Source organism: Pseudomonas sp. GW821-FHT07F01 (assembly GCF_059418825.1).
This window is the reverse complement of the sequence record NZ_JBWKQO010000003.1, coordinates 694061-717348: the sequence shown is the minus strand read 5'-3', so window position 1 is coordinate 717348 and position 23288 is coordinate 694061. Positions and strand designations below refer to the sequence as shown.

The window sequence follows — 23288 nt, the reverse complement described above, 5'->3', positions numbered from 1 at the left end:
AGCCTGCCAATGACTGTGCAGGCGCTGAATGCGCCATCATCACTCAACCCGCAGCTGTATCCATGCGCACCGCACCGCGGCGGTTCTGCCCGAATGCAATGACACAGTTACGCCCCGCCCCCTTGGCGCTGTAGAGCGCCTGGTCTGCAGCCTTGAGCACTTCCTCCGGAGTCCGGTGCTCTGCCAGCCGCTCGGCGACGCCGATACTGATGGTCACCGAGACACTGGACGCGGCAGCGACACCGCGACGCTGGCGACCCTGCTGGTCGTCCTGAGGGCGGTTGTCCTGATTACGCAGTTGAATGTTGTAGGTGGCGATGATCTCGCGAATCATCTCCAGATGCGGCATGCATTCGTCCATGGTCTTGCCGGCGAACACCACGGCAAACTCCTCGCCTCCGTAACGGTAGGCCCGGCCGCCCCCGGTGACTTTCGAGAGCTTGCTGGCCACCAGGCGCAACACCTGGTCGCCCACATCGTGCCCGTGGGTGTCATTGAATTTCTTGAAGTGATCGACGTCGGTCATCGCCAGCACATAGTTGCGCCCCAGGCGCTGCATGCGCTCGTTAAGCGCGCGGCGTCCCGGCAGGCCGGTCAGCTCGTCGCGGAACGCCATCTGGTAGGCCTCGTGGGCGACAGCAGCAGCGATCATCAGCATCACCTGGCTGCACATGATGTTCAGGGTGAACGGCAGGATGAAGGTCTTGGGCAGCATCCAGAACAGCCCCAGGAGCCCCACCAGTTGCGCCGCGTGCAGCGGACGCGGGCTGCGCCAGTACTGGATCGCCAGCAGCAGGAAGGCTGCGAAGAACACTGGATACGACAACTGGATCAAACTCATCCAACTGCCATGCAGGGCCGGCCAGCGGATCTCCGCCAACCAGTTCAGCAGAGCCTGTGGGTAACTCTGCTCGAGCCCCAGAGCCACACTGCCGAAAGCCAGCAGCACGGCAAAACGCGCCACCATGTCCTGGAACAGGTGCGTGCGCTCCTGCCAGGCAGCGAACAGGCCGAACAACAGGGGCAGCAACAGGCAGCAGAGATGGAACACCACCGCCGCGTCTTCCCGGACCCTGCCGTTGTCCCGGTAGTAGTCGGTCTGGGTGTCCAGCAGGAAATAGGCGATGTACACGGTGACCATCAAGAACAGCTCGCGCTGGCGCCGATACACCGCGCAATACGCCCCGCCCAGCAACAGCACCAAGGTTGGCAGCACGTTGAACAGCGAGGTGAAGAAGACGTTGAGGTCCTTGACGTAGGCGGCCGCCAGCCCCGCAAGCAGAAGCAGTAAAGACGGTACAAAGTGACTGAAACGTACAGCGAAAGAACGCGGCAAGGGTAAAACTCCGACCCGGCTGATCAATGAATGGCATTGTGCCTTCATTTGTTGAAGTTAAGCACACGCGGTGTGATGGACATCACATTGCCATCTCTTTAACGGCAGGAAATCGCTTCTGCTTAGCGATTTAGTCGGGAATTTTCATGAAGATTCTGCGGGCATAAAAAAACCGCTCGCCCCAAGGGGCGAACGGCTTTTCGAACCACTGCGGTCGGGCTTAGTAAGCCAGGCCGAAGTCTTCTTCCTTCATGTCCATCAGGTTGTTGGCACCCGAAAGCATGGTTGCAACGTGAGTTCGGGTACGCGGCAGGATGCGCTGGAAGTAGAAACGCGCAGTCTGCAGCTTGGCGGTGTAGAACGCCTCTTCGGTGGTGCCGGCTGCCAGCTTTTCAGCCGCCAGGCGTGCCATGTCGGCCCAGAAGTAGGCCAGGCAGGCATAACCGGAGTACATCAGGTAGTCCACGGAGGCCGCGCCGACTTCTTCGCGATCTTTCATGGCAGCCATACCGACCTTCATGGTCAGCTCGCCCCATTCTTTGTTCAGTGCAGCCAGGGGTGCGACGAATTCCTTGACGGCTTCGTTGCCTTCGTTGTTCTGGCAGAACTTGTGGACGATCTTGGTAAAGCCTTTCAGAGCCTCGCCTTGAGTCATCAGCACTTTACGGCCCAGCAGGTCGAGTGCCTGGATACCGGTGGTGCCTTCGTACAGCATCGAGATACGGCTGTCGCGAACGTTCTGCTCCATGCCCCACTCGGCGATGAAGCCGTGGCCGCCATAGATCTGCACACCGTGGTTGGCGGATTCAAAACCAACTTCAGTCATGAACGCCTTGGCGATCGGAGTCATGAACGCCAGCAGTGCGTCGGCTTTCTTCTTCTCTTCTTCATCCACACCGTACTTGACGATATCGACCTGCTTGGCAGTGAAGTAGACCATTGCCCGGTTGCCTTCGGCGAAGGCCTTCATGGTCAGCAGCATGCGGCGCACGTCAGGGTGCACGATGATCGGGTCGGCAGCCTTGTCCGGCGCTTTCGGGCCAGTCAGGGAGCGCATTTGCAGGCGATCGCGAGCGTACTTCAGGCCGCCCTGGAAGCCGATTTCGGCATGGGCCAGGCCTTGCAGAGCGGTACCCAGGCGCGCGGTGTTCATGAAGGTGAACATGCAGTTCAGGCCTTTGTTCGCCGGGCCGATGAGGAAACCGGTGGCCGCGTCGAAGTTCATCACGCAGGTGGCGTTACCGTGGATCCCCATCTTGTGTTCCAGGGAACCACAGCTCACGGCGTTGCGCTGACCTACGCTGCCATCAGCGTTAGGCAGGAACTTGGGCACGATGAACAGCGAAATACCCTTGGTACCGGCCGGTGCGTCCGGCAGGCGGGCCAGAACGATGTGGACGATGTTGTCGGCCATATCGTGTTCACCGGCAGAGATGAAGATCTTGGTGCCAGTGACTTTGTAGGAACCATCGGCCTGAGGTTCGGCCTTGGTGCGCAGCATGCCCAGGTCGGTGCCGCAGTGCGGCTCGGTCAGGCACATGGTACCGGTCCACTCGCCGGACACCAGCTTGGTCAGGTAGGCCTCTTGCTGCTCGGCAGTACCGTGCTCGGAAATGGTGTTCATCGCGCCATGGGACAGGCCAGGGTACATGCCCCACGACCAGTTGGCTTCGCCAACCATTTCGCTGACCGCCAGGCCCAGGGATTCAGGCAGGCCCTGACCACCGTGCTCAACGTCGTGAGCCAGGCTTGGCCAGCCGCCTTCGACGAATTGCTTGTAGGCTTCCTTGAAGCCGGTAGGGGTCTTAACGCCGGATTCACTCCAGGTGCAACCTTCCAGGTCGCCCACACGGTTCAGCGGAGCCAGCACCTGCTCACAAAACTTGGCACCTTCCTCGAGAATGGCGTCAACCATGTCCGGAGTGGCGTCCTGGCAAGCCGGGAGGCTCTGATAATGCGCCTCATAGCCGAGCAGCTCGTCACGAACGAAGCGAATATCACGCAAGGGGGCCTTGTAGTCAGGCATAGCGATAAACCTCTGCTGATGTAACCGGGAATGAACAACCGCGTTGAGTTTTTATAGCGGTCAAACAGTTGTTTGAAACATACGTTTACGCCCAAATCTTGTCAAGCGTCGCGCCAATGCCTTTCGTCATCGAAACAAAATGCATACGCAGGCGAACACCCACGGCACTGCCATGAAGTGTAGGAGCCGACGCACCGGCAATCAGTCAGGGAAAGGAATCAGCGAGAGCCGCTATCAACAGAAAAGGCATGAAAAAGCCCGGTCTCTCTGGGAGGCCGGGCTTTTGCAGAGGGTAATCAGGCGTAGGTATCGATCAGGGTGCCGAGGACTTCATCCGAGGCCTTGGCGACATTGACGCCCAGTTCTGCCTGGATCTTGCCCATGGACATCTCCACCATGCTGCTGGCCAGATCCGATTCCTGGCTGCGATCCACAGCGCGCAGGCGGTCAACCTGAACATCCGACGACTGGCTGCCGGCAGAGCGTTCAACTGCAGTGCTGGCAATCTGGCCGGCGGCTTGATCGACGCGATTCTGCCCGGTCTGGATAGCGTTCAGCCCGGCGTAGAAAGCGGTGTTCCCGGAGATTTGCATGGGAGAACTCGACCTTGAGAATGAGTGACAGGTGTCATTGAAGCAGACCCGTCAAGAAAACACCCGTCAAAAACACTAATGGCAATATGCCTTGCAATAGGCAAAATCTAGTCCAGCAGATCCAGTTGCAAATGCTCGGCCACCGCCTCGGCGCTGGCCGGCTTGAGTTTCGGCACCCTGCCCAGGCACGGGGCCGGCAAGCGCTCGGCCAGGGTTGCGAGGTTTTCCTCCAGACGAGAGGTCTTTGGATCGATGATATTGGCCACCCACCCCGCCAGTTGCAGGCCGTCCTGAGCGATGGCTTCGGCCGTCAGCAACGCATGATTGATGCAACCCAGACGCACGCCCACCACCAGGATCACCGGCAGCCCCAGCGCCATGGCCAGATCCGACAAATTGTCCTGGTCTGCCAGGGGTACCCGCCAACCACCCGCGCCTTCGATCAGCGTGAAGTCCGCGCCCTTGGCCAGCAGATGGCGCATGGGCGTCAACAGCGACTGCACGGTCAGCGCCACCCCGGCCTCTCGCGCTGCCAGATGAGGGGCGATGGCCGGTTCGAAGGCAACCGGATTCACTTCTGCATAGGCCAACGGCAACGAAGACTGCGCCTGCAATGCCAGGGCATCGGCGTTGCGCAGGCCCTTGGCCGTCAGCTCGCAACCCGAAGCCACCGGCTTGCCCGCAGCAGTACTCAGGCCGGCCAGACGCGCCGCATGCAGCAAGCCGGCCGCAATGGTGGTTTTCCCCACATCGGTATCGGTACCCGTAATGAAGTAGGCAGGGCTCATAGCGGTTTCTCCAGCACGGCATAGACCACTTGATAAGTCGCCGGCAGGCCCTTGGCCTGTCGGAAACCCTCGTAGGCATCGATCAACCCGGCGATCCGCGCCCGTCCAGTCAAGCCGCCCGGGCGTCCGGGGTTGAGGTTGTGCGCGCCCAGGGCTTTCAACTCATGGGTCAGGCTGCGCACATCCGGGTAATACAGGACATGGGGCGCCTTTTCCAGACTGCGCACTTGCAAGCCACTGGCTTCACACAGCTGTCGATAACGTTCGAACTCACGGAAGCGATTGACGTGAACCTGGCCATCGACCTGTGCCCAACTATCGCGCAGTTCCTGCAAAGTACCCACGCACAGGCTGGCAAAAGCCAGCACGCCGCCCGGCTTGAGCACCCGCATCGCTTCACTGAGCACGGCAGAGAAATCGTCGCACCACTGCACCGCCAGGCTGGAGAAGATCAATTGGCAACTGTCGCCTTGCAACGGCAGGCGTTCAGCGTCCCCGGCGATGAAATGGTCCGCGCCACCCAAAGGCCGGGCGTGATTGAGCATGCCCTCGGCAATATCCAGGGCCAGCCCCTGGGCAGCACTGAAACGCTGCCCCAGCACCCGGCTGAAATGCCCGGTGCCGCAGCCCAGGTCCAGCCAGCACCGTGGCTCAAGGCCCGGGGGCAGACGGCTGAGCAATTGTTGCCCGACCGCACGCTGCAGCTCCGCGACACTGTCGTAGCTGGCCGCCGCGCGGGAGAACGAAGCCGCGACCTGGCGCTTGTCAGGCAGGCGACCGGGAAAGGCAGTCAGAGAAAGATCAGTCATCACCGGACTCATGCAAGAAAGCCTGGATCGCTCCCGCCACTCCATGGGGGTCCTCCAGGAGAAATCCGTGGCTGGCGTGTTCAATCAGGCCAACTTCAATATCCGGCAGCAAGGCCAGCAATTCACCGGCCGCCTCGGCAGGCACCAGAGCATCGAGCCCGGCAAACAAGTGCAACTGCGGCCCGCGAAAGCCTTGCAAGGCTTCGCGGGTATCCAACTGCGCCAGCAACTCCAGCCCGGCCATCAGCACCGCCGGCGCCGTGGTCGGCGCGCCGCTCAGGAGCAACCGCGACAGGCCTCGCGTGTCCGCGGCGCCCTGGGCGCAGAGCAAGGCAAAACGCTTGAGGGTGGTTCGCGGATCGGCCGCGCAGCCGGCCAGGAAGCCGTCGAAGGTTTCCCCGGCCATGGCACTGGCCCATTGTTCATGGGCGACAAAACTGGGATTGCTGGCCAGGGTCAGCAGGCCGCAGCAGCGCTCACCACGGCGCGCCGCCAGTTCCGACGCCAGCATGCCGCCGAGGGACCAGCCACCCAGCCAGGCATTGTCCGGCACGGCGTCATCGAGTTCGTCCAGCCAGTCCTGCGGGTCGCTGGAGGTCAACTCCGGCAAGGGCTCGATCTCCACCCGCAAGTGTTCATCCAGCCCCTGCAAGGCCGCCGCCAGAGGTTCCAGCGGCGACACGCCCAAGCCCCAGCCCGGCAACAGAATCAGTCGATCACGCATGGCTCGGCTCCGCTTGCTGTTCACTGAAACAGTCTGCCAACGCGCTTAACAATAGCTGCACCTGGGCCTCACTGTGGGCCGCGGACAAGGTCACCCGCAGCCGCGCGCTGCCGGCCGGCACGGTAGGCGGGCGAATGGCGCTGACCATGACTCCCCGTTCACGCAGCATCTGCGACAGGCGCACGGCCCGAGCACTGTCGCCCACCAGGATCGGCTGGATCGGGGTGAAACTGTCCATCAGCTGCAGGCCGATCTGCTCGGCGCCCTGGCGGAATTGACGGATCAAGGCCGCCAGGTGCTCGCGCCGCCAATGCTCGCTGCGCAGCAGCTCCAGGCTTTTCAGGGTGGCGCAGGCCAGGGCTGGCGGCTGGCTGGTGGTGTAGATATAAGGCCGGGCAAACTGGATCAGGCTTTCGATCAGATCCTCGCTGCCGGCGACAAAGGCTCCGGCGGTGCCGAAAGCCTTGCCCAGGGTGCCCACCAGTACCGGCACCTCATCCAGCCCCAGGCCGAAATGCTCCACCAGCCCGCCGCCATTGGCCCCCAGCGGCCCGAAACCATGGGCATCGTCCACCATCAGCCAGGCGCCACGGGCCTTGGTTGCCCGAGCCAGGGCCGGCAGATCGGCGACATCGCCGTCCATGCTGAACACCCCATCGGTGACCACCAGGGTATTGCCGGTGGCCTTTTCCAGACGCTTGGCCAGGCTGTGCGCATCGTTGTGCAGATAGCGGTTGAAGCGCGCACCGGAAAGCAGCCCCGCATCAAGCAGCGACGCGTGGTTGAGACGATCCTCCAGCACCGTATCGCCCTGCCCCACCAGCGCCGTCACCGCCCCCAGGTTGGCCATATAGCCGGTGGTAAACAACAGCGCCCGAGGGCGGCCAGTGAGTTCGGCCAGCACCTCTTCCAGGGCGTGATGGGGCGTGCTGTGGCCGATCACCAGATGGGAAGCACCACCGCCCACGCCCCAGCGGCTGGCACCGGAGCGCCAGGCTTCGATCACTTGCGGATGGTTGGCCAGGCCCAGGTAGTCGTTGTTACAAAAGGCCAGCAATGGCTGACCGTCGACCACCACTTGCGGCCCCTGGGGGCTCTGCAGCAGCGGGCGCTGGCGATAGAGGTGTTCGGCACGGCGAGCAGCAAGGCGCGCGGCGAGATCAAAAGACATGCAGGCCTCGATGTTGGCTTACGGACAGTTCATCGCCAGGAGCTGGCTTGCCGGCGAAGCAGGCGACGCGAAATCCATGAGGCTCGCGAGATTCGCCGGCAAACCGGCTCCTACGGCAGAAGGTCAGACGGCGGCGTTGTAGAACTGCTCGCTGCTTTTCTGCTCCACCAGGGCCTGTTCGATGGCGGCCTGGTGCACCTCGTCGGCGTGTTCTTCGCGGGCTTCGGGCTGGATGCCCAGGCGCGCGAACAACTGCATGTCCTTGTCGGCCTGCGGGTTGGCGGTGGTCAGCAACTTGTCGCCATAGAAAATCGAGTTGGCGCCGGCGAAGAACGCCAGGGCCTGCATCTGCTCATTCATCGCCTCACGGCCGGCCGATAGCCGCACATGGGATTGCGGCATGAGAATCCGCGCCACCGCGAGCATGCGGATAAAGTCGAAGGGGTCTACCTCTTCGGCATTTTCCAGCGGCGTACCCGCCACCTTCACCAGCATGTTGATCGGCACCGACTCCGGATGCTCCGGCAGGTTGGCCAGCTGGATCAGCAGGCCGGCGCGGTCATCCAGGGATTCGCCCATGCCGAGAATGCCGCCGGAACAGATCTTCATGCCCGCGTCACGCACATAGGCCAGGGTCTGCAGGCGCTCGCTGTAGGTGCGGGTGGTGATGATGTTGCCGTAGAACTCCGGCGAGGTATCGAGGTTGTGGTTGTAGTAGTCCAGGCCGGCCTTGGCCAGCGCCTCGGTCTGGTCCTGATCGAGACGGCCCAGGGTCATGCAGGTTTCCAGGCCCATGGCCTTCACGCCTTTGACCATCTCCAGCACATAGGGCATGTCCTTGGCCGAAGGGTGCTTCCAGGCCGCGCCCATGCAGAAACGGGTAGAACCGATGGCCTTGGCCCGGGCGGCCTCTTCCAGGACCTTCTGCACCTCAAGGAGCTTTTCCTTTTCCAGGCCGGTGTTGTAGTGACCGGACTGCGGACAATATTTGCAATCTTCCGGGCAGGCGCCGGTCTTGATCGACAGCAGCGTGGAAACCTGGACCCGATTGGCGTCGAAATGCGCGCGGTGCACCGTCTGCGCCTGGAACAGCAAGTCATTGAAGGGCTGGACGAACAGGGCTTTGACTTCAGCCAAAGTCCAGTCATGACGCAGGGTGGCGGTGGTGCTGGCGCTCATGGGCGATTCCTTGATTATGCTTGGCAAGCGGCGCAGGACAGGAAAGCCCACAGCCGCGACACGGATGTTGGGCATATTTAAGGAAGAGCCATGCACTGTCAACCCAGATACAAAGGACCGGTTTACATCTGGTTAAAAAACAATCAGACATGTTTATTGTGTGACGAACCCAGCTATTCGGCCCTGGCCCTGTGTGCTCCCTGCCTGGACGAGCTGCCCTGGCTCGGCGCCCAGTGTTCAGTCTGCGCCCTGCCCCTGCCTGGGCCCGGCTTCACCTGTGGCCAGTGCCTGCAAGAGCCGCCGGCGTTTCAGCGGGTGATCGCACCCTGGCGCTACGATTTCCCGGTGGACAGCCTGATCAGTCGTTTCAAGCACCATGAAAAATGGCCTTTTGGCCGGCTGATGGCCGAACTTCTCGGCCAGTTCCTCCACTATCGCTTCGATGAAGGCCTGCCACGGCCTGATTGCCTGCTGCCGGTGCCACTGTCCCGCAGGCGGCTGCGCCAGCGCGGCTTCAATCAGGCAGGCATGCTGGCCCAGTGGCTGGGCGCTTCGTTGCAATTGGTGGTGCAACCCAAGCTCCTCCTGCGCACCCAAGACACCCCCGCCCAGCAGGGCCTGGATGCCCGGGCCCGCCAGCGCAACCTGCGCCAGGCCTTCGCCCTTGCAGATCAGGCCCAGGTTGCAGGACGACACCTGGCCCTGGTGGACGATGTCCTGACCACCGGAGCCACCGCCCAGGCCCTTGCCCGTTTGCTGATCAACGCCGGTGCCCGTCGGGTGGATATCTACTGCCTGGCCAGGACCCCAAGCCCCGGCACCGGCGACTGACTTGACTCTCGTCGCCCAAGCCGCAAACTCCCAGTCCACCCCCAGTGTTCAAAGCGCCCCCCGCCATGTCCTTGCCCACTCTGTTGACCCAGCACATCGTCCGCCGCCCGCAACGCATTGCCTTGCTGCAACACATCGCCGAACAAGGCTCCATCACCCGCGCGGCAAAAAGCGCCGGCCTGAGCTACAAGGCAGCCTGGGATGCCATCGACGAGCTGAACAACCTGGCCCAGAGCCCGCTGGTGGAGCGCAGCGTCGGCGGCAAGGGCGGCGGCGGCGCCAAGCTGTCCGCCGAGGGCGAGCGAGTGCTGCGTCTTTACCAGCGCCTGCAAGCTCTGCAGGCCCAGGTACTGGAAGCAGCGGAAGACACCAGCGACCTCGACTTGCTCAGCCGCCTGATGCTGCGCACCAGCGCGCGCAATCAGTTGCATGGCAAGGTCCGGGCTGTCGAAAGCCAGGGCTGCAACGACCTGATCGTCCTGGAACTGCCCGAGGGCCTGCAACTCCAGGCGCAGATCACCCACGACAGCACCCTGCGCCTGGAACTGCTGCCGGGGACCGAAGTGGTGGCACTGATCAAGGCTGGCTGGCTGGACGTACAAGCTGCGGGCGCCCAAGTAACAACTGGACACAATTGCCTGAGGGGCACGATCGAGCAGATTCTCGACGCCGAGGACGGCCCCTGCGAGGTGCGAATTGCCCTGCCCAATGGTCAGACGTTGTGCGCCCTGGCCGAGCCGTTGCTGCTCAAGACCCTGGAGTTGAAGGAATCCTCGACCGTCCAGGTGCAGTTCTCACCGTCCCACGTGCTGATCGGAACCCCGCTCTGACCAAGGCTCCACCGCCATTTCACTGCAACATATTCGTCATGGGGGCTCATTAAGGTGGCTGCAAAAACCTGCAGGGAGCCTGATATGAGCCTGTTACTAGAAGAAGACCAACCCACCGACCTGGAACAGATGGTCGGCCTCAGCCGCCGCGGTTTCATCGGTGCCGGCGCCCTGTGCGGTGCAGCGCTGTTCCTGGGCGGCAACCTGTTGAGCCGCAGCGCCCTGGCCGCCAGCGTCAGCGCCGGCACCAGCCAGTTGCTGGGCTTTGCCGGCATCCCTGCCGCCACCAGCGACAGCATCACCTTGCCACCTGGCTACAAGTCCTCGGTACTGATCAGTTGGGGCCAGCCCCTGGCCAAGAACGGCCCGGCCTTCGACCCCAGCGGCAATGGCACCGCCCGGGCCCAGGAAGTGCAGTTTGGCGACAACAACGACGGCATGAGCCTGTTCGCCTTCCCGGACGACCGCCACCGCGCGCTGATGGCCATCAATAACGAATACACCAACTACCGCTACCTCTACCCCCATGGCGGCTTGCCGCAATCCGCCGAAGACGTGCGCAAGGCCCAGGCCAGCGAAGGCGTGTCGGTGATTGAAGTGCAGCGCAAGAATGGCCAGTGGCAGTTCGTCCAGGGCTCGCGCTACAACCGACGGATCCATGGCAACACGCCGATCCGCCTGAGTGGCCCCGCAGCCGGTCACGATCTGCTCAAGACCAGCGCCGACCCCAAGGGCAGGAAAGTCCTCGGCACCTTCCAGAACTGCGCCAACGGCAAGACCCCATGGGGCACCTACCTGACCTGCGAAGAGAACTTCACCGACTGCTTCGGCAGCAGCAACGCCGAGCAGAAATTCGACGCCGCGCAGAAGCGCTACGGCGCCGTGGTGGCCAGCAAGGAGATCAACTGGCACCTGCACGATCCGCGGTTCGACCTGGCGAAGAACCCCAACGAACTCAACCGTCACGGCTGGGTGGTGGAAATCGATCCGTTCGACCCGCAATCGACCCCGGTCAAGCGCACCGCCCTGGGTCGCTTCAAGCACGAAAACGCCGCCCTGGCCGAAACCCGCGACGGCCGCGCCGTGGTCTACATGGGCGACGACGAACGTGGCGAATTCATCTACAAGTTCATCAGCCGCGACAAGATCAACCACCGCAACCCCAAGGCCAACCGCGACCTGCTGGACCACGGCACCCTGTACGTGGCCCGCTTCGATGCCGGCGACGGCAACCCGGACCACCCCAAGGGCCAGGGCCAGTGGATCGAGCTGACCCACGGCAAGAACGGCATCGACGCCAGCAGCGGCTTCGCCGACCAGGCCCAGGTGCTGATCCAGGCTCGCCTGGCCGCCAGCGTGGTCCAGGCCACGCGCATGGACCGCCCGGAATGGATAGTGGTCAGCCCCAAGGACGGCCAGGTCTATTGCACCCTGACCAACAACTCCAAGCGTGGCGAGGACGGCCAGCCGGTAGGCGGCCCCAACCCGCGGGAGAAGAACGTCTACGGGCAGATCCTGCGCTGGCGCACCGGCGGCGACGATCATGGTGCCATGAGTTTTTCCTGGGACCTGTTCGTAGTGGCCGGCAACCCGGGGGTGCACGCCGGCCAACCCAAGGGTGGGTCGTCCAACATCACCCCGCAGAACATGTTCAACAGCCCCGACGGGCTGGGTTTCGACAAGGCCGGGCGCCTGTGGATCCTCACCGACGGCGACTACAGCAACAGCGGCGACTTCGCCGGCATGGGCAACAACCAGATGCTCTGCGCCGACCCGGACAGCGGTGAGATCCGCCGTTTCATGGTCGGGCCGGTGGGTTGCGAAGTCACCGGCATCGCCTTCGCCCCGGACCAGAAGACCCTGTTCGTGGGTATCCAGCACCCTGGGGAAAACGGCGGTTCGACCTTCCCCGAACACCTGCCCAACGGCAAGCCACGCTCCTCGGTCATGGCCATCACCCGGGAAGACGGCGGCGTCATCGGCGCCTGACCCCGCCTCGCGCCCAGCCGGCTTCTGCACCCGCAGGAACCGGCTGGGCGGCGAACCCGACGCACGGCCGAACCACCGGCAAACCCTCCCCCGCTGGCTCCCCGTCTGCGTTACCATGCTTGGCCGGACGCGGCAGCCTGCTGCGCGCAGGAGTAAGCATGTCGCACCCGTTTGAAACACTGACCCCCGATCTGGTCCTGGACGCCGTTGAAAGCATCGGCTTTCTCAGCGACGCCCGCGTGCTGGCGCTCAACAGCTACGAAAATCGCGTCTATCAAGTCGGTATCGACGAAAGCGAGCCACTGATCGCCAAGTTCTACCGGCCCCAGCGCTGGACCAACGAAGCGATCCTGGAAGAACACCGCTTCACCTTCGAACTCGCCGAATGCGACGTGCCGGTGGTGGCGCCGATCATTCACGACGGCACCAGCCTGTTCGAACACGCGGGCTTTCGTTTCGCCCTGTTTCCCCGCCGCGGCGGGCGCGCCCCGGAGCCAGGCAACCTGGACCAGCTCTACCGTCTCGGCCAGTTGCTGGGCCGCCTGCACGCGGTGGGTGCCACCCGCCCGTTCGAACACCGCGAAGCCCTGGGGGTGAAGAACTTCGGTCACGATTCCCTGGCAACCCTGCTGCAGGGCAACTTTATCCCCAAGAGCCTGCTGCCAGCCTACGAGTCGGTGGCCCGGGACCTGCTCAAGCGGGTGGAAGAGGTCTACCAGGCCACGCCACACCAGAACATCCGGATGCACGGCGACTGCCACCCCGGCAACATGATGTGCCGCGACGAGATGTTCCATATCGTCGACCTGGATGACTGCCGCATGGGCCCCGCGGTGCAGGACCTGTGGATGATGCTCGCCGGCGACCGCCAGGAATGCCTGGGCCAGTTGTCCGAGTTGATGGATGGCTACAGCGAGTTCCATGATTTCGACCCGCGGGAGCTGGCCCTGATCGAACCACTGCGAGCCTTGCGCCTGATGCACTACAGCGCCTGGCTGGCACGACGCTGGGACGACCCGGCGTTCCCCCACAGTTTCCCCTGGTTCGGCAGCGAACGTTATTGGGGCGATCAGGTGCTGGCCTTGCGCGAACAGCTGGCGGCCCTCAACGAAGAACCCCTCAAGCTGTTCTGACCCGGCCTGCAGGAGCCGGCTTGCCAGCGAAGGGGGCCCGAGAAATCGCCTTCGCCGACAAGCCGGTACCCACACAAGGGCGCCAGCCGTAGGAGCTGGCTTGCCAGCGAAAGGGCCCGAGAGATTGCCCTCGTCGGCAGGCCGATGCCCACAGTGGGCGGCAGGGTAAAAGTCAGGACAGGTCTAGACAATTGTCCTTACAATTGCGGCTTTGTTAGCTGCCTAAGCAAGGATTCTGCATGCAAGCCGCCAACCCGCGTCGCGGGTACATCCTGGGTCTGACCGCCTACATCATCTGGGGTCTGTTCCCGCTCTATTTCAAAGCTATCGCCAGCGTTCCCGCGGTCGAGATCATCATCCACCGGGTGCTCTGGTCGGCGCTGTTCGGCGCCCTGCTGCTGATGGTGTGGAAGCACCCCGGCTGGTGGCGCGAACTGCGGGACAACCCCAGGCGCCTGGCGATCCTGGCCCTGAGCGGCACCCTGATCGCCGCCAACTGGCTGACCTACGTCTGGTCGGTAAACAACGGGCGCATGCTCGAAGCCAGCCTGGGCTACTACATCAACCCACTGGTCAACGTGCTGCTGGGCATGCTGATTCTTGGCGAACGCCTGCGGCGCATGCAGTGGCTGGCGGTGATCCTGGCGGCGGTGGGCGTGGCCCAGCAAGTGTGGCAGGTAGGCAGCCTGCCCTGGGTCTCGCTGATGCTGGCGCTGAGCTTCGGCTTCTACGGGCTGATCCGCAAGCAGGCGCCGGTCAAGGCCCTGCCCGGCCTGGTGGTGGAAACCTGGATGCTGGTGCCCATCGCTCTGGGTTGGCTGCTGCTGCACCCCGATGCCAGCAGTGCCCATGCCGAGTTCTGGAGCAGTTCCCAGGCCTGGTGGCTGGTGGCTGCCGGCCCGGTGACCCTGGTACCTCTGGTGTGCTTCAACGCTGCCGCACGGGACCTGCCCTACACCACCCTGGGTTTCCTCCAGTACCTGGCTCCCACCCTGGTGCTGCTGCAGGCCGTGCTGCTGTTCGACGAGCACCTGTCCTCCAGCACCCTGCTGGCCTTCATGTTTATCTGGGCCGGCCTGGCGGTATACAGCGTGGATGCCTGGCTCAGCCTGCGCGGGCGTCGCTGATCAATAAACGTACAAAGCCCTGCAGGCCACGCTCTTCGTGGCTTGCAGCGGTTCTTCCCAAGGTTATCCACAACCTGATCCCCGCCCTTTGTGCACAAGCCCTTGAAACTGCTGGTTTTTTGATCAACTGGCGCAACGCCGCGCTGGCTCTGGGCCAGGGCCTGGTCTCTACAGGTTATCCACAGGCACATGCACGGTTTACTGGGATAACCCTCACAAGGGCTCAGGGCTCGCTGCGCAGGACCAATTCCACCATCAAGTCGTCCGCCAGGGTTTCCAGGCGCGCCTGCAGCACTTCCAGGGACAGGGTCAGCGGCACCGCAAGGATCGCCTCGGCGTGGAACAGCGGCTCGCTGCTCATGGGCGCTGGGCGCACCTCGGTCACCAAGCGCTCCAGGTTCACCCCCTGCTCGGCCAGCAGCCGGGTGATGTCGCGCACGATTCCCGGGCGGTCGTTGCCCACCAGTTCCATGGCGATGGGTTTCCAGGTGCAGGACTGCTCCACGCCGCTTTCGGCGATCAACACGCGAATGCCCTGGGCCGACAAGCCTTGCAGGGCATCCACCAGTTCATCGTAGGCTTCGGCCGGCACTGCCACCCGCAGGATCCCGGCGAACTGCCCGGCCATGCGTGACAGGCGGCTTTCCAGCCAGTTGCCGCCATGCTCGGCGATGCACTGGGCAATGCGCTCGACCTGGCCGGCCTTGTCCGGGGCGAATACCGTGAGAACGAGATGGTCCATGGCGCAGCCCTCTTTGAGCAATGAAAGATCCAGTATAGGCAGCCTCATTCCCCGCGCCTTCCAGCCCATATGGCAGCAGCTTGTGCAGGACAGCGAATGTGCCCGCAAGGCCGACGCAAATCCCGAACGCCCATTCGCCGGCAAGCCGGCTCCTACGAGGGTGCGCAAGGCAAAACACAAATCGTGTACAACTTTTTGCATTTATATGGAACAATCCACCGGCTTTTTGAGAACATCGCATTCCCCTGCGTGACCGCACTGCACTTTAAAGTCGCGGAACGACGCTTTTAGTCTAATTTTCACAACCGCAGTTCATCATGTAGTATGCCGCAGCGCGCACTACATAACGTTGGAACGATGTCCGCCAAGGCCTGATCGCAACCCCCGCAACAGCCCGTCAGCAAGGCTCCGCCGTTGATTGGAAGGACCCAGCCGCCAGCGATGGCATGTACTGGAGAACAGGGTTGTGCTTTAAATGGCCGCCGGCTTCATTGTTAATTTGAAGAGCTGAAAAGCGAAATAGCTGAGCAGAGTGAGGCAAGCAATGACTGAGCACGTTCAAGTCGGTGGCCTGCAGGTCGCCAGAGTCCTGTTCGACTTCGTGAACAACGAAGCCATTCCCGGTACCGGCCTCACCGCCGACTCGTTCTGGGCCGGTGCAGACAAGGTCATTCACGACCTGGCGCCGAAGAACAAAGCCCTACTCGCCAAACGCGATGACTTCCAGGCACGTATCGATGCCTGGCACCAGTCCCGTGCCGGCCAGGCGCATGACGCTGTGGCTTATAAAGCCTTCTTGCAAGACATCGGTTACCTGCTGCCAGAAGCGGCGGATTTCCAGGCCACGACGCAAAACGTCGATGAAGAGATCGCCCACATGGCCGGCCCGCAGCTGGTGGTGCCGGTGATGAATGCGCGCTTCGCCCTCAACGCTTCCAACGCTCGCTGGGGCTCGCTGTACGACGCCCTGTACGGCACCGATGCCATCAGCGAAGCCGATGGTGCGGAAAAAGGCAAAGGCTACAACAAGGTCCGCGGTGACAAGGTCATCGCCTTCGCCCGCGCCTTCCTCGATGAATCCGCGCCGCTGACTGCCGGCTCCCACGTGGACTCGGTGAGCTACAAGATCGTCGGCGGCAAGCTGGTGGTCGGCCTCAAGGGTGGCAGCAACAGCGGCCTGCGCAACGACGCGCAACTGATCGGCTACCAGGGCGACGCTGCGGCCCCTACCGCGATCCTGCTCAAGCACAACGGCCTGCACTTCGAGATCCAGATCGACGCCACAAGCCCGGTCGGCCAGACCGACGCCGCCGGGGTCAAGGACCTGCTGATGGAAGCGGCCCTGACCACCATCATGGACTGCGAAGACTCGGTCGCCGCAGTGGATGCCGACGACAAGGTGGTGATCTACCGCAACTGGCTCGGCCTGATGAAAGGCGACCTGGCGGAAAAAGTTTCCAAGGGTGGCAAGTCCTTCACCCGCACCATGAACGCCGACCGCGAATACACCGGGGTCAATGGCGAGCCGGTGAAACTGCACGGTCGTTCGCTGCTGTTCGTGCGCAACGTCGGCCACCTGATGACCATCGATGCGATCCTCGACAAGGATGGCAACGAAGTGCCGGAAGGCATCCTCGACGGCCTGGTCACCAGCCTGGCGTCGATCCACAACCTCAACGGCAACACGTCGCGCAAGAACAGCCGCACCGGCTCGATGTACATCGTCAAGCCGAAGATGCACGGCCCTGAAGAAGCGGCGTTCACCAACGAGCTGTTCGGCCGCATCGAAGAGGTGCTGAACCTGCCGCGCAACACCCTGAAAGTCGGGATCATGGACGAGGAGCGCCGCACCACGGTCAACCTCAAGGCCTGCATCAAGGCGGCCAGCGAGCGCGTGGTGTTCATCAACACCGGCTTCCTCGACCGTACCGGCGACGAAATCCACACCTCCATGGAAGCCGGCGCCATGGTGCGCAAGGCCGACATGAAGGCCGAGAAATGGATCGGCGCCTACGAGAACTGGAACGTCGATATCGGCCTGAGCACCGGCCTGCAAGGTCGCGCGCAAATCGGCAAGGGCATGTGGGCGATGCCGGACCTGATGGCAGCGATGCTCGAACAGAAAATCGCTCACCCACTGGCCGGTGCCAACACTGCCTGGGTTCCATCCCCGACCGCCGCTGCGCTGCACGCGCTGCACTATCACAAGGTCGACGTATTCGCCCGCCAGGCCGAACTGGCCAAGCGTGCCCGCGCCTCGGTGGATGACATCCTGACCATCCCGCTGGCGGTCAACCCGAGCTGGACGCCGGAGCAGATCAAGAACGAACTGGACAACAACGCCCAGGGCATTCTCGGTTACGTGGTGCGCTGGATCGACCAGGGCGTGGGCTGTTCGAAAGTGCCGGACATCAATGACGTCGGCCTGATGGAAGACCGCGCCACCCTGCGTATCTCCAGCCAGCACATCGCCAACTGGCTGCGCCACGGCGTGGTCACCCAGGAGCAGGTGCTCGAAAGCCTCAAGCGCATGGCTCCGGTGGTTGACCGGCAGAACGCCAGCGACCCGCTGTACCGCCCCCTGGCACCGGACTTCGACAGCAACATCGCCTTCCAGGCCGCCCTGGAACTGGTGATCGAAGGCACCAAGCAGCCAAACGGCTACACCGAGCCGGTCCTGCACCGCCGGCGTCGCGAGTTCAAGGCCAAGAACGGTCTGTAAGCCCGCGTAACCAGCAGTAATTAAAAAAGCCCCGGTCGCAAGGCCGGGGCTTTTTTTCGCCTGTGTGGCAAGGGATCGGCTAGAGCACCACGCCCAGCTCGTGCTTGACCAGAGCCAGCAGCTTGGTGGTGTCGATCGGTTTGAGCAGGAAGTCCACCACGCTCAGGTGCATGGCGGCGATGGCATCGCGGACATCGGCGTCGCCGGAAATGATGATGATCGGCAGCGCCGCCCGCTCCGATTCACGCACCTGGCGGATCAGGTCCAGGCCATTGCAGGGCGCCATGCGCAGATCGGTGATCAACAGGCCGATGGATTTATTCGATTCAAGCAACTCAAGTGCGGCCTTGCCACTGGCCGCCGTGATGCAACGGATGCCATCCAGGCCAAGAATCTCCGCAAGCAGCTCCCGTGCATCCTTGTCGTCATCGGCGATCAGCACCCGCTGGGGCGGCAGATCCGGTTCCAGCATGACCGCACTCAGGGCCTCGCGCTCGGCGTCACTCAAAATATCGTGGTCGGGCATACATTTCTCTACATGAACAGATCAATCCCCTAGCACAGTGGTCAGACATCGCTAAGCAGGCCTCCAATGTGCACTTCGTCGGAAAAATTGCCAAGAGTCTTGATCAGAGCTTTTTCGCATTGATTGCCGACGCTTCAAAGCCAAATGTCCGGCCCCTAGGGCGCTACCTAGACTTACGTCCAATGGGCACCCCAGACGTTGCAGCCGACCATGCCGTGATCCGACCACAACAAATCCAAAAAGACTGCGGTAATCGTTATGAGTAAAGCGGACGCCTTCACCCAGGCCGGGAAGACCGCGGTGTTGCAGAACATCCAGGGGACCGTGCAGTTCCTGCAACGGTTCCCGCCGTTCAACCAGATGGAGCAGCTGCATCTGGCCTACCTGGTAGAACAATGCCAACTGCGCTTCTACGGCCCCGGCGACAGCATCATCAAGCCGGCCGACGGCCCGGTCGAGCACTTCTATATCGTCAAGCAGGGCCGCGTGGTGGGCGAACGCACACACGCCGCCAAGGGCAGCACCGAGACCACCTTCGAAATCACTTCCGGCGAGTGTTTCCCCCTGGCCGCGCTGCTGGGCGAGCGCGCGACCCGCACCGAGCATCGCGCCGCCGAAGATACGTTCTGCCTGCAACTGAACAAGGGCGCTTTCATCAAGCTGTTCGCCCTGTCCGCGGAGTTTCGCGACTTCGCCCTGCGTGGAGTCAGCAGCCTGCTGGACCAGGTCAACCAGCAAGTCAAACAGAAAGCCGTGGAAACCCTCGGCACCCAGTATTCGCTGAACACCCGCCTGGGCGAGCTGGCCATGCGTCATCCGGTGGCCTGTTCACCGCAGACGCCGCTGCGCAAAGCCGTGGCGCTGATGCATGAGCAGCAGGTCGGCAGCATCGTCGTGGTGGACGAACGCAAGGCCCCGCTGGGGATCTTCACCCTGCGCGACCTGCGCCAGGTGGTGGCCGACGGCACCCAGGACCTCAACCAGCCCATCGAACAGCACATGACCCAGGCGCCGTTCTTCCTCAGCCCGGACCACAGCGCCTTCGACGCCGCCATCGCCATGACCGAGCGGCATATCGCCCACGTCTGCCTGGTGAAAGAACAGCGCCTGTGCGGGGTGGTTTCCGAGCGCGATCTGTTTTCCCTGCAGCGGGTCGACCTGGTGCACCTGGCGCGGACCATCCGCAACGCGCCCCGGGTCGAACACCTGGTGGCGCTGCGGGGCGAGATCGGCCAGTTGGTGGAGCGCATGCTGGCCCACGGTGCGTCGTCGACCCAAATCACCCATATCATCACCCTGCTCAACGATCACACCGTGTGCCGGGTGATCGAGTTGACCCTGGCGGACAAGGGCGACCCGGGCGTGCCTTTCAGCTGGCTGTGCTTTGGCAGTGAAGGCCGGCGCGAACAGACCCTGCACACCGACCAGGATAACGGCATCCTGTTCGAGGCCCGGGACGCGGCCCACGCGGCAGAAATTCGCGGCAAGCTGCTGCCCATTGCCCAACAGATCAACCAGAGCCTGGCCCTGTGCGGCTTCACCCTGTGCAAGGGCAACATCATGGCCGGCAACCCCGAGCTGTGCCTGTCCCGTGCTGAATGGGCCCGGCGCTTCGCGGCCTTCATCCGCGAGGCCACCCCGGAAAACCTGCTGGGTTCGAGCATCTATTTCGACCTGCGGGTGGTCTGGGGCGATGAACAGAGCGCCGAACAACTGCGTCGGGGCATCCTCGACCAGGTGGCGGACAACCGTCTGTTCCAACGCATGATGGCGGAAAACGCCCTGCGCCAGCGCCCGCCCGTGGGGCGTTTTCGCGAGTTCGTGCTGGCCAGGAAAAATGGCGAAAAGGCCACCCTGGACCTCAAGGTCCAGGGCCTCACCCCCTTCGTCGACGGTGCCCGGTTGCTGGCCCTGGCCAACGGCATCGGCGCGATCAATACCCTGGAGCGCCTGCGCCAGCTGGTGTCCAAACAAGTGATCGAGCCCCTGGACGGCGCCGCCTATGAAGAGGCCTATCACTTCATCCAGCAGACCCGCATGCAGCAGCACCAGCGCCAGACCCGGGAGAACCAGCCCTATTCCAACCGGGTCGACCCGGACAGCCTGAACCACCTGGACCGGCGCATCCTGCGTGAATCCCTGCGCCAGGCCCAGCGCCTGCAAAGCAGCCTGGCCTTGCGGTACCAGCTATGAGCCTGTTTGCCTGGTTCCGCCCCGCAGTCAGCCTGCTGAGTGCCGAGCAGCAACAGCGTCGCGATCGGCTACCGGCCTTCACCGAGCTGAATGAAAGCAGCCTGCGAGAGCAGCGCTGGGTAGTGGTGGACGTGGAAACCACCGGCCTCAACCTCAACCGCGACCAGGTGCTGTCCATTGGCGCGGTGGTGATCGAAGACGGTGCCATCGACTTCAGCCAGCAGTTCGAGCGCACCCTGCAACGCCAGGGCCACAAGCTCAGCCCCAGCGTACTGATCCACGGCCTGGGGCCCAGCGCCATCGCCGCCGGCTGTGATCCGGTGGAGGCCCTGCTGGATTTCATGGAGTTCGTCGGCGACAGCCCGCTGCTGGCCTTTCATGCCCCGTTCGACCAGCACATGCTCGGCCGGGCGCTGAAGGACAGCCTGGGCTACCGCCTGCAACACAGCTTCCTCGATGTAGCGGACATGGCGCCGTTGCTGTGCCCCCAGGCCCAGATCCGCGAAGCCGGGCTGGACGACTGGGTGCGCTGGTTCAACCTGCAAGTGGTGGAGCGGCATAACGCGGCAGCCGATGCCCTGGCCACCGCGGAGCTGGCGCTGATCCTGTTCAACCGCGCCCGCCAGCAGCAGATCCACAGCCCGCTGAACCTGCAACAGCGCCTGGGCCAGTGGAAACGCCGGCAGCAGGCACCTTCGTTCTGAGCCACCGCACTGTGGCGAAGGAGCTTGCTCCCGCTCGGCCGCGCCGCGGCCGTAGAACCTGAGTCCTGGATCTAACAGATACAACGCCTTGGGCGTGCTGCGCACGCCAACGGGAGCCAGTTCCCTCGACACAACTGGTTCCTTGTCTTGGGCACCCGCCCTCTTCAGCCACAAGGCAGCCGACCAGCGTCAATTGCGCCACTGTTTCGCCTCTGCCACAATCGCGAATAATTCTCGTTAGTTTAAACTTCTCGATTGGTGAGTTCCGTTGTCGTCAGTCCAAAGCCCTCACAATGAGCTGGTTGGTGCGTTGTATCGCGACCATCGTGGTTGGCTGTTGGCCTGGCTACGGCGCAACGTTGCCTGCAGCCAGCGGGCCGAGGACCTGAGCCAGGACACCTTCGTGCGCCTGCTGGGCCGCGACGAACTCAAGGCGCCCCGGGAGCCGCGGGCGTTTCTGGTGGCCATCGCCAAGGGCCTGCTGTTCGACTATTTCCGGCGCGCCGCGCTGGAACAGGCTTACCTCAGCGAACTGATGCTGATCCCCGAAGGCGAACAACCATCGCCCGAAGAACAGCAGATGATCCTCGAAGACCTCAAGGCCATCGACCGCCTGCTGGGCAAGCTCTCCAGCAAGGCGCGCATGGCCTTCCTCTATAACCGCCTCGACGGCCTGAGCCACGCCGAGATCGCCGAACGCCTGGGGGTCTCGGTGCCAAGAGTGCGCCAATACCTGGCCCAGGGCATCCGCCAGTGCTACATCGCCCTGTACGGGGAGCCGCTATGACCCCCATGAGTTCCAAGCCGGTGTCGGCCCAGGTGCTGGATGCCGCCATCGCCTGGCAGCTGTCGCTGGATGGCGGCGCCAGTGCCGTGGAGCGCGAAGAGTTTGCCAAGTGGCACGCTGCCCATGAAGAACACGCCCGCGCCTGGCGCCAACTGGGCATGCTCGACCAGCGCTTTGGCGTGGCCACCGGCCCGGCCCGCAACGCCTTGCTGCAATCGCGCGAAGGCTTGCGCCGGCGGGTACGCAAGCTGGGTCGCGGGGTCGCCAGCGTCGTGCTGTTCGGCGGCCTGGCGCTGTTTGCCGGGGAACGCTACCTGCCGATGGACTACTGGCTGGCAGACCAGCGCACCGCCACCGGCGAGCAGCGCACCCTGCGCCTGGCCGACGGCACGGTGATCAACCTCAATACCCACAGTGCGCTGGATGTGCGCTTCGACGAGAAGCAGCGGCGGATCGTGCTTCAGGAAGGCGAGATCCTGATCGAGACCGGGCACAACGACAGCCGGCCGTTCATCGTCGAAACCCGCGACGGCCGTATGCGCGCCCTGGGCACGCGGTTCCTGGTCAAGCGCGAGGACCAGGGCACCCGCCTCGGGGTGCTGCAATCGGCGGTGGCGGCGCGGCCGCAAGCCGGTCAGGACGAGCACGTGTTCAAGGAAGGCCAGCAAGTGCTGATGCGCCGCGATGGCCTCGGCCCGCTGCAGGCCCTGAACCTGGGGGCCGACGCCTGGACCCGGGGCATGCTGGTGGTGGACAACGCCCGGCTCGGTGACCTGATCGATGAACTGGGCCGTTATCGCCGTGGTCACCTGGGCGTCGCACCGGAAGTGGCCGACCTGCGCATCACCGGCAGCTTCCCGCTGCAGGACACCGACCTGGCGCTCAATGCCCTGCTGCCGACCCTGCCGGTGAAGATCGAACGGCATACCCCCTGGTGGGTGACGGTGGTGGCCAAGGCCGACGCCAAGCACTGAGGTCGGTGTCGCAGCCTTCGCCGGCAAGCTGGCTCCTGCACCGATCCCGTAGGAGCTGGCTTGCCGGCGAATTAGCCTCAATCAGTCTAAATCTAAATTATTTT

At 63.3% G+C, this 23288-nt stretch carries 20 protein-coding genes; 10 read left to right on the top strand and 10 right to left on the bottom strand.

Features of this window, described 5'->3' with window-relative positions; translation table 11 throughout:
- Window positions 1-43 precede the first annotated feature (43 nt).
- From AC07R1_RS13905 to bioB, 8 genes are all read right to left on the bottom strand, one after another.
- A complete protein-coding gene (locus tag AC07R1_RS13905) occupies window positions 44-1336 on the bottom strand; it encodes a GGDEF domain-containing protein (RefSeq protein ID WP_011063861.1) in 1293 nt (430 codons plus the stop codon).
- 220 nt (window positions 1337-1556) lie between these two features.
- Window positions 1557-3362, bottom strand: a complete 1806-nt coding sequence (locus AC07R1_RS13900) for a phenylacyl-CoA dehydrogenase (RefSeq protein WP_015637270.1) — start codon at window positions 3360-3362, stop codon at window positions 1557-1559.
- A gap of 296 nt (window positions 3363-3658) precedes the next feature.
- On the bottom strand, window positions 3659-3955 hold the full coding sequence (locus tag AC07R1_RS13895; protein ID WP_011063863.1) for a hypothetical protein: 297 nt from the start codon (window positions 3953-3955) through the stop codon (window positions 3659-3661).
- A 107-nt stretch (window positions 3956-4062) separates the two neighbouring features.
- Window positions 4063-4743 carry a dethiobiotin synthase gene (gene bioD / locus AC07R1_RS13890; RefSeq protein WP_011063864.1) on the bottom strand — a complete coding sequence of 227 codons (681 nt, stop codon included), beginning with the start codon at window positions 4741-4743 and terminating at the stop codon, window positions 4063-4065.
- Window positions 4740-5552, bottom strand: a complete 813-nt coding sequence (gene bioC / locus AC07R1_RS13885) for a malonyl-ACP O-methyltransferase BioC (protein WP_053154238.1) — start codon at window positions 5550-5552, stop codon at window positions 4740-4742. Before bioC ends, bioD begins: the two co-directional genes overlap by 4 nt.
- Entirely contained in the window at window positions 5545-6276 is a 732-nt protein-coding gene (locus tag AC07R1_RS13880) for an alpha/beta fold hydrolase (protein WP_041120124.1), read from the bottom strand. Before AC07R1_RS13880 ends, bioC begins: the two co-directional genes overlap by 8 nt.
- A complete protein-coding gene (gene bioF, locus AC07R1_RS13875; RefSeq protein WP_495110614.1) occupies window positions 6269-7447 on the bottom strand; it encodes an 8-amino-7-oxononanoate synthase in 1179 nt (392 codons plus the stop codon). Before bioF ends, AC07R1_RS13880 begins: the two co-directional genes overlap by 8 nt.
- 123 nt (window positions 7448-7570) lie before the next feature.
- The gene (gene bioB / locus AC07R1_RS13870) at window positions 7571-8626 is read right to left on the bottom strand and encodes a biotin synthase BioB (RefSeq protein ID WP_011063868.1); all 1056 of its coding nucleotides are present in this window, start codon (window positions 8624-8626) and stop codon (window positions 7571-7573) included.
- Between the two features lie 90 nt (window positions 8627-8716).
- On the opposite strand from bioB, the gene AC07R1_RS13865 reads away from it, so the two are divergent.
- The 5 genes from AC07R1_RS13865 (at window position 8717) to rarD (ending at window position 14536) form a co-directional block, all read left to right on the top strand.
- A complete protein-coding gene (locus AC07R1_RS13865) occupies window positions 8717-9457 on the top strand; it encodes a ComFC family protein (RefSeq protein ID WP_103290315.1) in 741 nt (246 codons plus the stop codon).
- A gap of 65 nt (window positions 9458-9522) precedes the next feature.
- The gene (locus AC07R1_RS13860; protein WP_011063870.1) at window positions 9523-10287 is read left to right on the top strand and encodes a TOBE domain-containing protein; all 765 of its coding nucleotides are present in this window, start codon (window positions 9523-9525) and stop codon (window positions 10285-10287) included.
- Between the two features lie 84 nt (window positions 10288-10371).
- A complete protein-coding gene (locus tag AC07R1_RS13855) occupies window positions 10372-12276 on the top strand; it encodes a PhoX family protein (protein ID WP_053154247.1) in 1905 nt (634 codons plus the stop codon).
- 158 nt (window positions 12277-12434) lie between these two features.
- Window positions 12435-13409: a stress response kinase A gene (locus AC07R1_RS13850; RefSeq protein ID WP_495110613.1), complete on the top strand. Its 975-nt coding sequence runs from the start codon at window positions 12435-12437 to the stop codon at window positions 13407-13409.
- Window positions 13410-13648: 239 nt separating this feature from the next.
- Window positions 13649-14536, top strand: coding sequence for an EamA family transporter RarD (gene rarD, locus AC07R1_RS13845; RefSeq protein WP_011063873.1), 888 nt, complete (start codon window positions 13649-13651; stop codon window positions 14534-14536).
- A gap of 223 nt (window positions 14537-14759) precedes the next feature.
- Here rarD and AC07R1_RS13840 read toward each other — a convergent pair whose 3' ends face one another.
- The gene (locus AC07R1_RS13840) at window positions 14760-15278 is read right to left on the bottom strand and encodes a glycine cleavage system transcriptional repressor (RefSeq protein ID WP_011063874.1); all 519 of its coding nucleotides are present in this window, start codon (window positions 15276-15278) and stop codon (window positions 14760-14762) included.
- A 544-nt stretch (window positions 15279-15822) separates the two neighbouring features.
- Between AC07R1_RS13840 and AC07R1_RS13835 the strand changes: the two genes are divergently transcribed.
- The gene (locus AC07R1_RS13835) at window positions 15823-18000 is read left to right on the top strand and encodes a malate synthase G (RefSeq protein ID WP_495110612.1); all 2178 of its coding nucleotides are present in this window, start codon (window positions 15823-15825) and stop codon (window positions 17998-18000) included.
- Window positions 18001-18079: 79 nt separating this feature from the next.
- Here AC07R1_RS13835 and AC07R1_RS13830 read toward each other — a convergent pair whose 3' ends face one another.
- On the bottom strand, window positions 18080-18526 hold the full coding sequence (locus AC07R1_RS13830) for a response regulator (protein WP_015637278.1): 447 nt from the start codon (window positions 18524-18526) through the stop codon (window positions 18080-18082).
- A gap of 258 nt (window positions 18527-18784) precedes the next feature.
- Here AC07R1_RS13830 and AC07R1_RS13825 point away from each other — a divergent pair, with 258 nt between their 5' ends.
- From AC07R1_RS13825 to AC07R1_RS13810, 4 genes are all read left to right on the top strand, one after another.
- On the top strand, window positions 18785-20719 hold the full coding sequence (locus tag AC07R1_RS13825) for a putative nucleotidyltransferase substrate binding domain-containing protein (RefSeq protein ID WP_492575323.1): 1935 nt from the start codon (window positions 18785-18787) through the stop codon (window positions 20717-20719).
- Window positions 20716-21423, top strand: coding sequence for a 3'-5' exonuclease (locus AC07R1_RS13820; RefSeq protein ID WP_011063878.1), 708 nt, complete (start codon window positions 20716-20718; stop codon window positions 21421-21423). The genes AC07R1_RS13825 and AC07R1_RS13820 overlap by 4 nt, the downstream gene beginning before the upstream one ends.
- Window positions 21424-21691: 268 nt before the next feature.
- Window positions 21692-22210: an RNA polymerase sigma factor gene (locus AC07R1_RS13815; protein ID WP_011063879.1), complete on the top strand. Its 519-nt coding sequence runs from the start codon at window positions 21692-21694 to the stop codon at window positions 22208-22210.
- Window positions 22207-23184 carry a FecR domain-containing protein gene (locus tag AC07R1_RS13810; RefSeq protein WP_495110611.1) on the top strand — a complete coding sequence of 326 codons (978 nt, stop codon included), beginning with the start codon at window positions 22207-22209 and terminating at the stop codon, window positions 23182-23184. The genes AC07R1_RS13815 and AC07R1_RS13810 overlap by 4 nt, the downstream gene beginning before the upstream one ends.
- Window positions 23185-23288 lie beyond the last annotated feature (104 nt).

Bases quoted from the DNA above. Each gene is read 5' to 3' on its own strand.
- AC07R1_RS13900 (WP_015637270.1), bottom strand. From the start codon at position 3,362: ATGCCTGACTACAAGGCCCCCTTGCGTGATATTCGCTTCGTTCGTGAC.
- AC07R1_RS13895 (WP_011063863.1), bottom strand. From the start codon at position 3,955: ATGCAAATCTCCGGGAACACCGCTTTCTACGCCGGGCTGAACGCTATC.
- bioD (WP_011063864.1), bottom strand. From the start codon at position 4,743: ATGAGCCCTGCCTACTTCATTACGGGTACCGATACCGATGTGGGGAAA.
- bioC (WP_053154238.1), bottom strand. From the start codon at position 5,552: ATGACTGATCTTTCTCTGACTGCCTTTCCCGGTCGCCTGCCTGACAAG.
- AC07R1_RS13880 (WP_041120124.1), bottom strand. From the start codon at position 6,276: ATGCGTGATCGACTGATTCTGTTGCCGGGCTGGGGCTTGGGCGTGTCG.
- bioF (WP_495110614.1), bottom strand. From the start codon at position 7,447: ATGTCTTTTGATCTCGCCGCGCGCCTTGCTGCTCGCCGTGCCGAACAC.
- bioB (WP_011063868.1), bottom strand. From the start codon at position 8,626: ATGAGCGCCAGCACCACCGCCACCCTGCGTCATGACTGGACTTTGGCT.
- AC07R1_RS13865 (WP_103290315.1), top strand. From the start codon at position 8,717: ATGCACTGTCAACCCAGATACAAAGGACCGGTTTACATCTGGTTAAAA.
- AC07R1_RS13860 (WP_011063870.1), top strand. From the start codon at position 9,523: ATGTCCTTGCCCACTCTGTTGACCCAGCACATCGTCCGCCGCCCGCAA.
- AC07R1_RS13855 (WP_053154247.1), top strand. From the start codon at position 10,372: ATGAGCCTGTTACTAGAAGAAGACCAACCCACCGACCTGGAACAGATG.
- AC07R1_RS13850 (WP_495110613.1), top strand. From the start codon at position 12,435: ATGTCGCACCCGTTTGAAACACTGACCCCCGATCTGGTCCTGGACGCC.
- rarD (WP_011063873.1), top strand. From the start codon at position 13,649: ATGCAAGCCGCCAACCCGCGTCGCGGGTACATCCTGGGTCTGACCGCC.
- AC07R1_RS13840 (WP_011063874.1), bottom strand. From the start codon at position 15,278: ATGGACCATCTCGTTCTCACGGTATTCGCCCCGGACAAGGCCGGCCAG.
- AC07R1_RS13835 (WP_495110612.1), top strand. From the start codon at position 15,823: ATGACTGAGCACGTTCAAGTCGGTGGCCTGCAGGTCGCCAGAGTCCTG.
- AC07R1_RS13830 (WP_015637278.1), bottom strand. From the start codon at position 18,526: ATGCCCGACCACGATATTTTGAGTGACGCCGAGCGCGAGGCCCTGAGT.
- AC07R1_RS13825 (WP_492575323.1), top strand. From the start codon at position 18,785: ATGAGTAAAGCGGACGCCTTCACCCAGGCCGGGAAGACCGCGGTGTTG.
- AC07R1_RS13820 (WP_011063878.1), top strand. From the start codon at position 20,716: ATGAGCCTGTTTGCCTGGTTCCGCCCCGCAGTCAGCCTGCTGAGTGCC.
- AC07R1_RS13810 (WP_495110611.1), top strand. From the start codon at position 22,207: ATGACCCCCATGAGTTCCAAGCCGGTGTCGGCCCAGGTGCTGGATGCC.